Source organism: Streptomyces sp. NPDC098101, assembly GCF_044760185.1.
In the GTDB taxonomy this organism is placed as follows: Bacteria; Actinomycetota; Actinomycetes; order Streptomycetales; family Streptomycetaceae; genus Streptomyces.
The window spans coordinates 1,073,262-1,086,741 of record NZ_JBIWAS010000001.1 but is presented as its reverse complement, the minus strand read 5'-3'; the positions used below and the strand labels follow the sequence as shown (position 1 = coordinate 1,086,741).

Below are 13,480 nucleotides of genomic sequence, written 5' to 3'. Positions count from 1 at the left end.
GCCCGCGTCCGGCGCTGCACGACACCATGCTCGACCGGCCCCGGAACCGGTCGAGCCCGCTTCGGGCTCGGCGTATACCGACGCCTCCGATGCGCTCGCGATCCGAGAGGACCAGAACCCCATGAGCAAGGCCGACGACGCCAAGAACCTGATCCAACAGGCCTTCGAGAAGGCGCTGGTCGCCCAGCAGCCGCTGGCGAGGAAAAACGTCGAGCGCCTGCGCCGAGTCCACCCCGACGACACTCCGCAGGAGCTGATCCGTCGGCTGAATCGCTACTATCTCACCGGCATCACCACGTCCGGAGGAGCATCCGGCGTGGCAGGGATCGTGCCCGGCGCCGGGATCCCGACGGCTCTGGCCGACATCATGCTTTTCACCGAGGCGTCAGTGCTCTACACGCTGTCGCTGGCCGAGGTGCACGGCACGCACCCCGAGGACCTTGAGCGACGCAAGCTCCTGGTCCTGACCGTCCTCCTCGGCGACGGAGCGATAAGGGCTCTGGACAAGGCCGTCGGGCGCACCGGCCCGTATTGGGCACGGCGCATCGTCAGCGCGATCCCCATGAGCGCGATCAACCGGGCCAACAAGGTGCTGGGCCCGCGGTTCATCACCAAGTACGGGACCCAGCAGGGGGTCCTGGTGCTGAGCAAGCAGGTGCCGCTCGGCATCGGTGCCGCGCTCGGCGCGGGCGGCAACCACATTCTCGGGCGCCTGACGATCAAGTCCGCACGTGTCATCTTCGGAGAGCCCCCGACGAACTGGGACGGCGATGACCCCCGGGACCATGCGTCCTTTGGCACTGACTCGGGGGATTCGACTCCATAACATCGTGTTCCGGATGGACGGTTCAAGGCGATTCCCGGCGTGCCGCGAGACAGCGGAACGTGAACGGGCTCGATTCACGCCCCTGTCGGGGTGCCGTGTGGAAAGGATGCGCATGCGCGCCCAGGAGATCAGCTTCCTGAAGCTCGCCCAAGGGGACAAGCAGTTCCAGGTGCCGCTCTATCAGCGTACGTACAGCTGGGGCAGGGAACAGCTGGAACGGCTGTGGGAGGACATCGGGGAACTCGTCGACCAGCACCTTGCCGGTGAACCCACCGCGCCGCACTTCCTCGGCTCCGTGGTGCTCGCACCCGGTCAGATCCAGGCGGGCGGAGTGCAGAGATGGCTGGTGGTGGACGGACAGCAGCGGTTGACCACGCTGATGCTGGCGTTCACCGCGCTGCGCGACCACCTGAAGGAGACGGGCGATGCGCGCGGGGTGGACCGGGTGCACCGCCAGATGCTGGTCAACGAGTTCCACGAGGGCGCGGACCACTACCGGTTGCTCCCCACCCAGGCGGACCGGGACGCGTACACCGCCTGTGTGCAGTCCCGGGCGGACGCCGGCGGAGGCGACAACATCGGTGCCGCCTACCGGTTCTTCCGCGGTGCGCTCACCGAAGGCCACGAGGCGGGTGACGAGCAGTGGGCCGCCACGGTCGAGACGGCGCTCAAGGACCTGCTCTCCATCGTGGAGATCACCGCGGAGCCGGGCGACAACGTGTACCGGATCTTCGAGTCGATCAACAACACGGGCGTCGGCCTCAGTCAGAGCGATCTGCTGCGCAACTACGTCTTCATGCTGCTGCCCAAGCGGGGCGAACGGATCTACCAGGAGCTGTGGCTGCCCATGCAGCAGAGCCTCGGTCCGAAGCGCCTCGAACTCCTGGTCTGGCTCGACCTGGTGGTACGCGGCCACTACAAGACGAAGCAGAGCGAGATCTACCGCGAGCAGCAGAAGCGACTCCAGCCCCTGGCCGGCGACGAGGAGGCGCTGCAGCACGAGATCGAGCAACTCTCCGAACGGGCCGGACGGTTCCTGCGGATCGTCGAGCCCACGCGTGAGCGGTCCCCCGCTCTTCGGGTGGCACTCGAGCGTCTGGCCGCGTGGGGCGGCCAGACGCACTACCCACTCACCCTGCACCTGCTGGACCTTCTCGACGCCGGCCGGACGACGCCGGACGACGTGGCGCAGGCCTTGGGCTGCGTCGAGTCCTATCTGGTACGACGCCTGATCTGTCAGACCTCGACGACCGGCCTCAACCGCATCTTCATGGAAGCGCCGAAGGAGCTCGAGACCGACCGACCGGCTTCCGAAGCGGTGAGGCGGTTTCTGTCCGGCCGACGACGGCGTTGGCCGAGCGACGAGGAACTGCGCGAGGCAGTCCGCACCAAGCCGTTCTACTGGGCCGGGCGCCCTCCCCAGCGCGGCTACGTCCTGCGCCGCCTGGAGGAGAGCTACGCCGCCTCCGAGCCCGTGGACTTCGCCAAGGCCTCCCTCAGCGTGGAGCACGTCCTGCCTCAGCGTCCCGCGCCGGCGTGGTTCGACCTGCTCGCCGAGGAGACGGAGCCGAACCAGACTCCGCAGGAGCTGCACGACCTGCTGGTGCACACGCTCGGCAATCTGACGCTGACCGGCGACAACGCCAAGCTCTCCAATCATCCCTTCGAGCGCAAGCAGCAGATCCTCGACTCCAGCGCGCTGCGCATGAACCTCGAGATCTCCTCTGCGCAGCGCTGGGGCAAGACGCAGATCCTGGAACGCGCCGACCGTCTCGCCGACCGCTCCGTGGAACTGTGGCCCGGTCCGATCGGAGGCGTCAGGCCGACCGGCGAGGAATCACCGGCCTGGATCGAGCTGCGGGCCGCCCTGGTGGCGATGCCGAGCGGCACCTGGACGACGTACGGCGACGTCGCGGAGCTGATCGGTAGCCACCCGAAGCCCGTCGGGGCCTATCTCGGCGCTAACACGAACCTTCTCGGTGCCTACCGGGTGCTCACCGTGGAGGGGCGGGTCTCCCCTTCGTTCCGCTGGACGGACGACAGTGATCGTCTGCCGCCGCAGGAGCTGCTGGCGAGTGAGGGGGTACGCTTCGACTCCCTCGGGCGGGCCCACTCCTCCCAGCGCCTGTCCGCCGCCGAGCTTGCCACCCTCCTCGGCAGGGACGTGGCACAGCCCGCCGTCCACGATCCGCTCCCCGAGGGGGAGGACGCGGCGGCGGCCGAGCGGTTCCGTACGCAGCTGCGGGAGAACTGGCCCACCGCGTACGCCGGAGTCGTGGCGACCCTCGACTTCTGGCGTCGCCAGGGCGGCCACGTGACCTACGGCCGGTACGAGGAGACGAGCTGCTTCCCCATGCTGGACCTCGGAACCAGCCGCCGAGCACATCTGATGTGGCCGATCGCCGTCTACCCCGTCAGTGGAACGGTCGAGGTGGTCTTCCAGCACCTGAAGACCCGCCGCCCCTTCGACGACACGGAGCAGCGCCGGGAACTCCTGCACCGCCTGAACAAGATCGAGGGCATCGAGCTGCCCGCAGCGAAGCTGGAGCTGCGCCCCTCCTTCCCGGTCGGTGTCTTCGCGGAGCACGGTGACGAGATCCGTGAAGTACTGGATTGGTTCGTCGGGGTGGCGGCGTTGGATCTGGCACGGAGGAACTGAACGCGTATCGGAATCTTTCGGAGGAAACATCACTCATGCGGTTACTGAACGACCTCACGCTGACCCGGAACACCAGAAGGGTCCCACCGAGGAACGGAACGACTTGCTCCGGAGAAATGTCCCGGACGAGCGCCGTCGAGTGGGGGCTACGTCTCCCGGGTCAGCCCTCCCTGGCGGTGCACGACAACCACTGGGCGAACGGCGAACGCGATCTGGTGCTCCACAAGCCCACGGTCGTCCCCGAGATGCCGGCGGCCCTCTCCAATCTGCACAACCGGCTGCGCACCGGGATAAGCCTCTCCACCAGGCCTGGGGAACTGCGCGTCATGGTGTTCCCCACGTACGTCGACGCGCAGGAGAGGCCACGGGTCAAGAAGTCCCTCACCACATGGGACCTCGCGAACGTCATGGGGCTGCCCCGTCTTGAGGAGCTGACCGCTCGGGAGGGGGTCAGGCTGGAGGCCGCGTTCGACCGACCGGATCTGCCTCCTGTGGATCTGGACGACCCGCAGCACGAGAAACCCCTCCAGCACGCCTTGTTCTTTCCGGCCGCGGACGACGAGACACCGGTGGTCGCCTTCGTCCGCTTCCGGGTCGTGCCCGTTCTGCGGCACATCGGCTGGCTGCCGCCGGACGACGAGTGAGGAGGTGGTTCCCGTGCCGGACCGACCATGCCGAGGAACCGTTCACACGCTCAACGGAAGAACGATCTGCTTCACGGGTCGTGTTCTCGTCGACGGCGAGTGGAGGGTAAGAACGCACTGCGCCGAGCATGCCGGGCAGCGGGGCGCGACTTCCAAGAGCGACTTCTCCCGGAAGGTCACCCTCGTCGTCTACGGCGATCTGGCCAGCAAGGTCGTGATCGACGACAACCGTGCCTACAGCAGCACCCTCGTGGACGCCGAGGCGGAACGCAGCCGGGGACGGCACGTCTGCGTCGTGGATGGAGACGGCTTCTCGAAGCTGCTGCGAGGGCGTCCCGCACCGTGCCTGGAGCTGAGAAAGGCGCGCACGGGACGTGTTCGTCCCGTTCCGGCCGCCACGGCCGAAGCGCGCATTCTCGGCGGTCCCCTCCGTGTGCGGAGGACCGGCCGACGTGCCTCCGGTGATCTCACGCTGGACCTCAGCCGCCTCGACGAGGCGACCGCGGCGCACGAGGCAACGGTCGGAGCGCTCGTCGCACACCTGTACCGCCAGGGCATCGAGGCGTGTACGTACGCTTCCGGCGTCCCGGAATTCGACGCCGGGTGGTCACGCGGTGAAGACGTCTTCGTCGCCGAGGTCAAAAGCCTCACCGGGGCGCGCGAGGACCAGCAGATCCGCTTGGGTGTCGGCCAGGTCCTCGACTACGCCCAGCAGCTCCGGAGCGCGTTTCCGCGCACCGACGTACATCCGGTCCTGGTGCTGGAGAAACGCCCGTCCGCGGCCCGCTGGACCGCACTTGCCGACAGCATCGGCCTACGTCTCGTCTGGGCCCCCGACTTCTCCGGGATCTGACCGGCTCCCCGGCCACCGCGGCATCGACTGCGAGGCACCGTGCCCCGCGCGGAGGGGACACGGTGCCCGCACTTTCCTCTCAGCCGGTCAGAGGCCGGGACGGCCACGAAACGCTCCTGGACCGTGGCCGGGGTTGACCCTCGACCTTGTCGAGGGATCAGAGTTCCGAGTGTGGAGAACGACATGCGCAGCATCGGGGAGATGGCCCGGGCCGGCGGACTGAGCGTCAGCGCGCTCCGGTTCTACGACCGTGCCGGAGTACTGGTCCCCGCTTGGGTGGACCCCGTCAGCGGCTACCGCTGGTACGGACCCGGGCAGTTGGAGGAGGTCCGTCTGCTGGCCCGGTTGCGCCGGGCGGGCATGCCGCTGGCCGACATCAGGCTCGTGCTGGCCGGCTGGGCCGGCGCGGACGGGGACCTGGTGCGCGGTCTCCTCCAGGCGCACCTGCGCCGCCTCGAACGGGGGCTGGCCGATGCCCGCAGTGAGTTCTCCACACTCCGAGCGCTACTCGACCACAGGGAGCACCCCATGACCACGCCCCGCACCACCCTCACCCGACTGTCCGTCCCCCCGCCGGAGCTGGCCGCCGCGCTGGACGCGGTCCGGTTCGCCGCCGGCACCGACACCGAGCTGCCGATGCTCGGCGGGATCCTGTTCGACGTCGAGGGCGAGGAACTTCACCTGGTGGCCACGGACCGCTACCGGATGGCCGTCGCGCGAGCGCGCACGACCGGGCACGCCGGGCCCGGGACACAGGTGGTCGTGCCCCTTCCGCTCGCCGACGCGATGCGGGCTCTGCTGACCGACGAGGGGACCGCCCGGCTCACGGTGGACGGTGACCGCGTCACGCTGGAGACCGACGACCGTCAGACATCCGGCCGGAGCCTCGGCCACGAGTTCCCCGACTACCGCCGTCTGGTCCAGCTCCCGGCCGGCCGCCGGGCCCACGTCGGCACGGCGGCCTTCCGGGAGGCTTTGCAGACCGGCCCGGTCCGTACGAGCGAGGCCCGCGGGCAGGACGGCGAGCCCTACGATCTCAGCGTTCTCCGGGTGACGGAGCAGGGGGCCGTGATCGTGTGCGACGACGGTGACGACGACCGGAACGACGTGGTCGTCAACCGCGATTTCCTGCTGCACGCACTCACCGCTGGAGCGCGGGACGGACTGATCCTCGAACTGGGCGCGCCCACGGCACCGCTCGCGATCCGCCGGCCCGACGACGAGGGCGTCTTCTCGCTCCTGATGCCGGTTCGCCTGGAGGACTAGCGACTGTTCCGGCGAGCGTGCGTCCGGCACGACAGGTGCCGTCCGTAGAACACCTGTCGGGGGCGCACCTCGGCCGATCTCCTGCACGCCCCTGCCCAGGGGGACGGCACTGTCCCATACTTCGCCTGAGGGGTCGGTCCCGGATCTCGTCCGGGGCCGGGGCGATGGGGGGCGATCCATGGCTGACGCACGTCTTCAGTGGCTCCAGGAGGCCGTTTCCGTCTACGGCGCGGAATGCAAACGGAACCTGCTGGGCCCGGGTGACCGCGAGGCGGCCATCCGCACCCCTCTGGAGCAGCTGTTCCGCACGATAGCCGCGCACCACGCCCGCCCCGAGATCGGCTGGTACCCGGAGACCCGCATCCCGCACCTAGGGGTACGGCCCGACTACGCCGTACGAGCCGGCAGGGACGTGACCGGTTACATCGAGGTGAAGCGGCCCGGAAAGAGCATCGACCCGAACTCCTTCACCGGTCACGACAAGCGGCAGTGGGAACGACTGCGTGACCTCCCGAACCTGCTCTACACCAACGGCACCCATTGGCGCGTCTTCCAGTACGGCGTGCAGATCGGTGACGAGGTCACGCTGTCCGGGGCCTTGAAGAGCGCCGGGGAGAAGCTGACGGCCGTCGACCTCGCCGCCTTCGACGCACTGGCGCAGGCCGTGCTCTGCTGGAAGCCTCCGAAGATCCGTCGCGTCTCGGTACTCGTCCAGCACATCGCTCCACTGTGCCGCCTGCTGCGCGAGGCCGTGCGGGAACAACTGCGCGCCGAAGCCGGGCTGAACGCCGCCGACCCGACGGCCGAGCGCCCTTTCACCGGCCTCAGGAGCGACTGGCGTCGGCTGCTCTTCCCCACGGCGGACGACGCGACCTTCGCCGACGGATACGCCCAGACCGTCACCTTCGCGCTGCTCCTCGCCCACACCGAGCACATCCCGGTCACCGACACGAGCTTCCACGAGATCGGCCGCCGCCTCAACGCGGGCCACGCCCTGATGGGCAAAGCCCTCCAACTGCTCACCGACAGCATCAACGAGCGGTTCGAAGTGACCTTGAACCTCCTCTCCCGTACCGTCGCGGCCGTCGACTGGGAGACCATTCGGCAGGGCAACCGTGACGCCTACCTCCACCTCTACGAGTCGTTCCTCTCCGTCTACGACGACGGCCTGCGCCAGCGCAGCGGCTCGTACTACACCCCGCACCAGGTCGTCGAGGAGATGGTCCGATTCGCCGAGGAGGTGCTGCGCACCCGCCTGGGCAAGTCACGCGGCTACGGCGACGAGAGCGTGCACATCGTCGACCCCGCGATGGGCACCGGCACATACCTGCACACCGTCATCGAGCGGGTAGCACGGCAGGCGGCCGAGCGACACGGCGACGCCATGGCACCTGACGCGATCGGCCGGCTCGCCGAGCGACTGTACGGTTTCGAGCTCCAGATGGGCCCGTTCGCCGTCGCCGAACTCCGCGCGGCCGACCTGCTGAAGAAGTACGGCGCCCCACTCCCGCCGGGCGGTCTGAACCTCCACGTCACGGACACGCTCGACGACCCCTACGTCCAGGAGGAGCAACTTGCCTCGACGTACGCGGCCCTCTCCGTGTCACGCGCCCGCGCCAACCACGTCAAGGCCAACGTCCCCGTCACCGTGGTGATCTCCAATCCGCCGTACGACGACAAGGCGGAGAACCGCGGCGGCTGGGTCGAGAAACGGACGAAGGGACAGGGCCGCCCGCCCCTGGACGACTTCCGGTATCCGGGCAACGGCCGTTACGAGCACGCGCTGAAGAACCTGTACGTCTACTTCTGGCGCTGGGCCACCTGGAAGGTCTTCGACGCCCATGCGGAGGACCGACACGGCGTCGTCTGCTTCATCACCCCGTCGGCGTTCGCCACCGGCCCCGCCGGACGGGGCATGCGTGACTATCTGCGCAGGACGTGCGACGAGGGCTGGATCATCAACCTGTCGCCGGAGGGACAGCGTTCGGACGTGTCCACCCGCGTGTTCCCCCATGTCGCCCAGCCGCTGTCGATCTGCGTGTTCGTACGACGGTCGGATCACGACTCCGGCCGCCCGGCGCGCATTCACTACCGGGCACTCCAGGGCAAGCGAGCCGAGAAGTTCGCCCAGCTCCGGGAGGTGGGGCTGGATGACGGGGGGTGGCGGGACACACACGCGCAGGGGGTACGACCGTTCACTCCGGCCACCTTGTCGGGGTGGGATGACTACCCGGCGCTGGAGGACCTGTTCCCATGGGGCAGTCCCGGCAGCAAGGCCAACCGGTCCTGGGTGAGTTCACCGTCGTCGGCGGTTCTCGCGCGGCGCTGGGCACGTGTCGTTGCAGAGGACGACCCCGAGGCCAAATCCGTCCTGTTCAAAGAGACACGAGACCGCCGACTCAGCACGCGGCCGACGAACATACCGGGTTTTCCGCACCCCGACCGAAGCATGGAGAAAGAGAAGGGCACACAACCATCGCTTCTACGGATCTCCCTGCGCAGTTTCGACCGCCAGTGGCTCATCGCCGACAATCGGGTCCTCGACTTCGCGCGGCCCGACTTGTGGGAGTCCTTGCAGCAAGGGCAGATATTCCTCAACCAACAGAGCAGCCACGAGATCAGCAGCGGCCCCGCGCTGGTGGCGACCGCGCTGTTGCCGGACACGCACCACTTCAACGGCCGGGGCGGCAGGGTGCACCCCGTGCTCCATCCCGACGGCGGCGCCAACGCGCCCACGGGGCTGCTCCGGTACCTGGCCGGCGCTCTCGGCATGGAGGTGGAGCCGACCGTACACGACCTCGCCGCCTACGCCGTGGCCGTCGCCGGACACGGGGGCTTCACGGAGCACTTCGCCGAAGAACTGCTCACCCCGGGTGTCCGGTTACCCCTCACCCGCGATCCGGTGCTGTGGAACGAAGCGGTCCGCGTCGGCCGCGAGTTCCTGTGGTCGGCGACCTACGGCGACTTCGGCACCCTTCCGGGCGGGCAGGCACCGGGCCGGGAGAGCGTCACATTTCCCGTAGGGGACCCACGTCAGGTGCGGTACGAGACGGGAATCGGCTCCGCCCTGCCGGAGACGCTCGCCTACGACGCGGAGACCGCCTCCCTGCGTGTGGGTCCGGGCACCTTCACCGGAGTCCCGCCCAAGGTGTGGGCCTACGAAGTGGGCGGGATGAACGTGGTCAAGAAGTGGTTCGGCTACCGGAAGGCCTCCCCCACCAGTCGGAGGACCAGCCCGCTCGACGACCTCCACGTCACGTCGTGGCCGAAGGAGTGGACGGAGGAACTGATCGACCTGCTGTCCGTCCTTAGACGAGTGGTCGACCTCGCCCCCGTACAGCAGGCGCTCACCGCGAAGATCGTGGGTTCGCCGGTCGTCACCGTCGCCGACCTCACTTCGGCGGGCGTGCTCCCGCCGCAGCCCGGGGCCACACGCGCACGGCGCCGTGTCGTCCTGGACTTCGGTCAACCGGACGAGTCATGAGCGGGCGATGCCTGTCTCCCCCGTACGAACGTAGGACCTCGCCTGTTCGAGGGTCCATGTCCCCTCCGCGAGATGTCTCAGAGCGAGTCCGGCGGCACGGGGCTCCGCGCCCGTGGACACGGTGTCGGCGAAGGCCGCCACCGCGCTCAGGCGCGCCGCCAGCTCGTCGCACTCGGCCGCACGCAGGGTCGCGGCTCCCAAGGGAGTGAGCGCGAGGATGTCCGGGACACCGTCCCGGCGCTCCACCAGCCCGGCCCACACCAGAGTGGGCAGAGCATCCCGGATCTCGTCCGCGTCCAGGTCGCGAACGAGATATGCCTCCGGTGCGTCTTCGGGCGCCGGGAGGTCGCACAGATCCAGTTCCTGCAACAGGTGTTGCTGGAGCGGCGAGAGCTGACCGCTGAGAACGAGCATGTCCTCAGTATGCCCCGTGCCGCGTGGGACGGCGGTGGCGACGGCCAGGAGAACGGATCGTCCGTCGCGGGTCCTGTCACACGCGCCGGAGCGGCTCCCGTCCGAGGCCGTTCTTCTCTAACCGCGCGGCGAGGAAGAGGGCACCTCGTACCGCACGAGTGACTTCGCGAAGGGTTCACCACTGCGCCGGGCGTACGTCATCCGTTCGCGGATCTCGCTCAGGGTGCGGGGCGGTATCCGGGCCCGTCGCAACAGCTCTTGTGGATCAGCGGCTGCGCGCAGCGGGGGCAGATCCGCTCCCCGTCCCTAGCGTAGGACTGCTTGTACGAGGCCCGGCAGGGCAGGCAGACGTAGGAGGTCTTCGCGTGGGCCATGCCCAGGAGGGTAGGCGCCACCCGGGCGAAACTCGACGGGTTTTCGGCGTCCGCCGTGTACGCGAAGTGATGCCGGTCTCCGCCGGTGCGGCGTAGGAGGCAACACGGCGCCTGGCCCAGGGACGATCCGCACCAACGCTGCGGGCGTCGGCGCTTCCGGCGGGAACACCGGTCACTTCGGCTTCCTCTCCGGTCGGGCGTCGTCGGCTCCGGGCAGGGGGCGCGCACCCTGCAACGGATTCTTCGCCTTCTTTCCCTGTTGTCGCTGCTGAGCCTTCTCGGCTCGCGCCGGCTGCTTCACGGCCGCGGTCTTCTTCGCGGCCGCGATCCTCATGGCGCGCCGACTCTTCTTCGGCTTCTGCGCCAGTGTCTCCGGCCGACTGTCCAGCCAGCGGCGAGTGGCCGTCATCTCGACGACCAACTCGGTGCGCTGCGGTTCCGGCAACCTCGTCAGCGCCTCCTCCGCCAGCGCCATGAGGGCTGCGGCGTACCTGGGCCTGGGGCCACGCCTCTGCCGCGCGCCGCGCAGGGCATGCCCGATCTCGGTATCGCCGGGAGCCCTGGCGAGGTCCCCCGGCTTCGGCCGGGCCGTGGGCTGCCGAACCGGGCCTCCCTTGACATGGACGATGGTCTGACGCTGAACGGGCTCCGCATTCTGCTGTGCGGCGAGCTGTCCGTCCGCGGTGAGCGACAGCCGCGGCGGGGCCGTGCGGGACGGTACGCCGTACACGGCGAACGCCCGGTCCGCCTCGCGCTGGCACCATCGTCTGAGCACTGCCGCCGTCGCGGGAGCCCCGCAACCGACAGCGGCAGCCACGTCCCCCACGTAGGACGGCGGGTCGCTCTCCCCGGTCCTGATCAGCGCCGACAACAGCGGACTCCCCTCTCTGCCGCAGGCCCGGTCCACGGCGGCCAGCAGACCGACACGGTCCGGGACGGACAATCCGAGCAGGTCGCTTCCGGCGCTTCGGGCCAGTGCCTCCCAGGTGGGCCGGGTCCGAAACCCCGCCGCGCTCACCAGGGCCTCCCTCAGCCCGAGCACCTGCTCCTCGCGGGACCGCCGCACCGGCGCCGCCGTACGCCTGACACCCGTCTCGGCGGCCGGGCTGGGGCCCGAACGCCGTCGCGGCTCCGCTCCCGGGACCCGGAGCCCTTCAGGGGTGATCACGCAGGCGTCGAGGGGCACCCAGTCGGTGCTGCGACGCGGGTCCTCCGCCCTGAGACGGATGCGCCGCACGGCACCCTGCGTCTCGAAGCGGAAGCGGAGCAGGTACCCGTACTCGTCGTACAACTCCTCCATGGTCTCCGGCTGGGCCGTACCCGGGCCGAAGACCCAGTCAAGGGTGGCCGCGTCGCTGGAGAGCCTCCGCCGGGCCTGCTGCCACTCGGCGTGCGCGAGCTTGCTGAACTGGAAGCGCACATGCTGCCTGGCCTCGCCCACCCGAAAGTCGACGGCGTCTCCGGGGCCGGTTCCGAGGTCGCGTGAAGTGGCCCGTCCCTTCAGCCTGTTCCGTCCGGCCCACGCGGCGAGGTCGTCCTTGATGAAGAGGTGGTCCGCGCTGGCCGCGCCGGTGGCCGTACGGTGGCAGGAGGTGTGGGGCCGGTGTGCGAAGTGACAGACCTTGTCACGGTACAGGCGGTCCGACAACTCGTTGCCGCAGCCACCGAGCTGGGTGCCGCACCAGTAGCTGTAGGCGGGATGACGTCGGCGCCAGCGGGTCAGTTCGTCCGCGTCCGTCGGCAGGATGATCGCGCGTCCGGAGTTCCGGCTCCCGATCACCGCGGTCTGTACGAGTCTGCCGTCCGAACCGGTCATGTATGCCCCCGGGGCTGCGCGCCCGGCGAGAGGGCGGACGATGGTTGACCTTCATCAGTATGTGATCCATGTACTGAGTTCACAAGGGGCGAGTACCCGGTTCGGGCATTCGAGCCGCGATCGGGTGGGGAGTGACGTAGGTTCGGCGCTCGTCGGAATCCGAAGCCGGGAGGGCACATGCACAAGGGCACGCTGGAGTACGAGCAGGCGCTGGACGCCGTGATCGAGATCCTGCGTTCGCGGGCACGCCGGGGTGCAACGCCCATCCCGTACGGCGACCTGAGCAGCGAACTGGCACGGCTGGGCCACCATGTCCCCGCCCACGAGGGCCCCATGCCCCACCTCTTGGAGGACGCCTCCGCCCGGGAGAGCCCGGACGGCTCCCTGCCCCTGCTGTCGGCGCTCGTGGTGCTGAAGGACAGCGGCTGGCCGTCCGGCGGCTTCTTCAAGCTGGCGCGACGCGCACCGTACAAGCGGTCGGGCGACGACGTGCTGTTATGGACCCGGGAGATCGAGAAGCTGGCGGAGCATTACGCCGATCGCTGACGGTCCCCTTCGCCGGGGCGAGGCGGGCGTCACGGGCCCGACGGTCTGAGCGGTACCTCTGCCCAGACGGTCTTCGTGTACGCGTCGCGGACCGTGCATCTCCAGCGGCCGGCGCAGGCCTGGACGAGGAGCAGTCCACGGCCCGAGGTCTCGCCGGCGGGTTCCGGGGGCATGGGCGGTGGCAGGCGCTCGGGGCGGGTGTCCGTCACCTCGACGCGGAGGAGGTCGGACAGGAGGAGCAGCGCCAGCCGGAAGTCCCGGCCGGGGAGACTGCCGTGCCGGACCGCGTTGGACGCCAGCTCGGCGGTAACAAGCGCGACGGTACGGGCGGGGTCGGAGTCGTACGGGAGCCCGGTCCACTCGGTGAACTGCTGGACGGCGAGCTGCCGGGCGAGGCGGGCGCCGCGCCTGGTGCTGCTGAAACGCAGGCTCAGTTGGCGGACGGGCACGAGAGGCGACTTGGCCTCTTCGGTGAGCTGATGGCGAGTCACGGGAGCAGCGTGGCGGGGTGGCCACCCCGCCGACCAGGTACGACGGCTGTACGGTCTTCTCGTCGTACGGAGGGGGCGGGAAGGCTGTGGACTTGGTTGTACGGGTC

Annotated in this window: 10 protein-coding genes and 1 pseudogene; 7 read left to right on the top strand and 4 right to left on the bottom strand. The window is 69.3% G+C overall.

Going from position 1 to position 13,480, the window contains the following annotated elements; translation table 11 throughout:
• The first annotated feature begins 121 nt into the window (after positions 1-121).
• From ACIQVI_RS04360 to ACIQVI_RS04335, 6 genes are all read left to right on the top strand, one after another.
• The gene (locus tag ACIQVI_RS04360; RefSeq protein ID WP_403590891.1) at positions 122-826 is read left to right on the top strand and encodes a hypothetical protein; all 705 of its coding nucleotides are present in this window, start codon (positions 122-124) and stop codon (positions 824-826) included.
• A gap of 112 nt (positions 827-938) precedes the next feature.
• On the top strand, positions 939-3,485 hold the full coding sequence (locus tag ACIQVI_RS04355) for a DUF262 domain-containing protein (RefSeq protein ID WP_403590888.1): 2,547 nt from the start codon (positions 939-941) through the stop codon (positions 3,483-3,485).
• 116 nt (positions 3,486-3,601) lie between these two features.
• The gene (locus ACIQVI_RS04350; protein ID WP_403590885.1) at positions 3,602-4,129 is read left to right on the top strand and encodes a hypothetical protein; all 528 of its coding nucleotides are present in this window, start codon (positions 3,602-3,604) and stop codon (positions 4,127-4,129) included.
• Between the two features lie 13 nt (positions 4,130-4,142).
• The gene (locus ACIQVI_RS04345) at positions 4,143-4,982 is read left to right on the top strand and encodes a hypothetical protein (protein WP_403590882.1); all 840 of its coding nucleotides are present in this window, start codon (positions 4,143-4,145) and stop codon (positions 4,980-4,982) included.
• A 183-nt stretch (positions 4,983-5,165) separates the two neighbouring features.
• Complete coding sequence (locus ACIQVI_RS04340) at positions 5,166-6,248, top strand: MerR family transcriptional regulator (RefSeq protein WP_403590879.1); 1,083 nt, start codon at positions 5,166-5,168, stop codon at positions 6,246-6,248.
• A gap of 178 nt (positions 6,249-6,426) precedes the next feature.
• On the top strand, positions 6,427-9,732 hold the full coding sequence (locus ACIQVI_RS04335; protein ID WP_403590876.1) for a type ISP restriction/modification enzyme: 3,306 nt from the start codon (positions 6,427-6,429) through the stop codon (positions 9,730-9,732).
• Here the strand turns inward: ACIQVI_RS04335 and ACIQVI_RS04330 are convergent.
• The 3 genes and pseudogenes from ACIQVI_RS04330 to ACIQVI_RS04320 form a co-directional block, all read right to left on the bottom strand.
• A complete protein-coding gene (locus tag ACIQVI_RS04330) occupies positions 9,727-10,146 on the bottom strand; it encodes a hypothetical protein (RefSeq protein WP_403590873.1) in 420 nt (139 codons plus the stop codon). The genes ACIQVI_RS04335 and ACIQVI_RS04330 overlap by 6 nt on opposite strands.
• A gap of 117 nt (positions 10,147-10,263) precedes the next feature.
• A pseudogene (locus ACIQVI_RS04325) lies at positions 10,264-10,520 on the bottom strand (deoxyxylulose-5-phosphate synthase).
• Between the two features lie 172 nt (positions 10,521-10,692).
• Complete coding sequence (locus tag ACIQVI_RS04320; RefSeq protein ID WP_403590870.1) at positions 10,693-12,336, bottom strand: hypothetical protein; 1,644 nt, start codon at positions 12,334-12,336, stop codon at positions 10,693-10,695.
• 177 nt (positions 12,337-12,513) lie between these two features.
• Between ACIQVI_RS04320 and ACIQVI_RS04315 the strand changes: the two genes are divergently transcribed.
• Positions 12,514-12,882, top strand: coding sequence for a hypothetical protein (locus ACIQVI_RS04315; RefSeq protein WP_403590867.1), 369 nt, complete (start codon positions 12,514-12,516; stop codon positions 12,880-12,882).
• A 29-nt stretch (positions 12,883-12,911) separates the two neighbouring features.
• On the opposite strand, the gene ACIQVI_RS04310 is transcribed toward ACIQVI_RS04315, so the two are convergent.
• Entirely contained in the window at positions 12,912-13,373 is a 462-nt protein-coding gene (locus tag ACIQVI_RS04310; RefSeq protein ID WP_403590864.1) for an ATP-binding protein, read from the bottom strand.
• Positions 13,374-13,480: the final 107 nt, after the last annotated feature.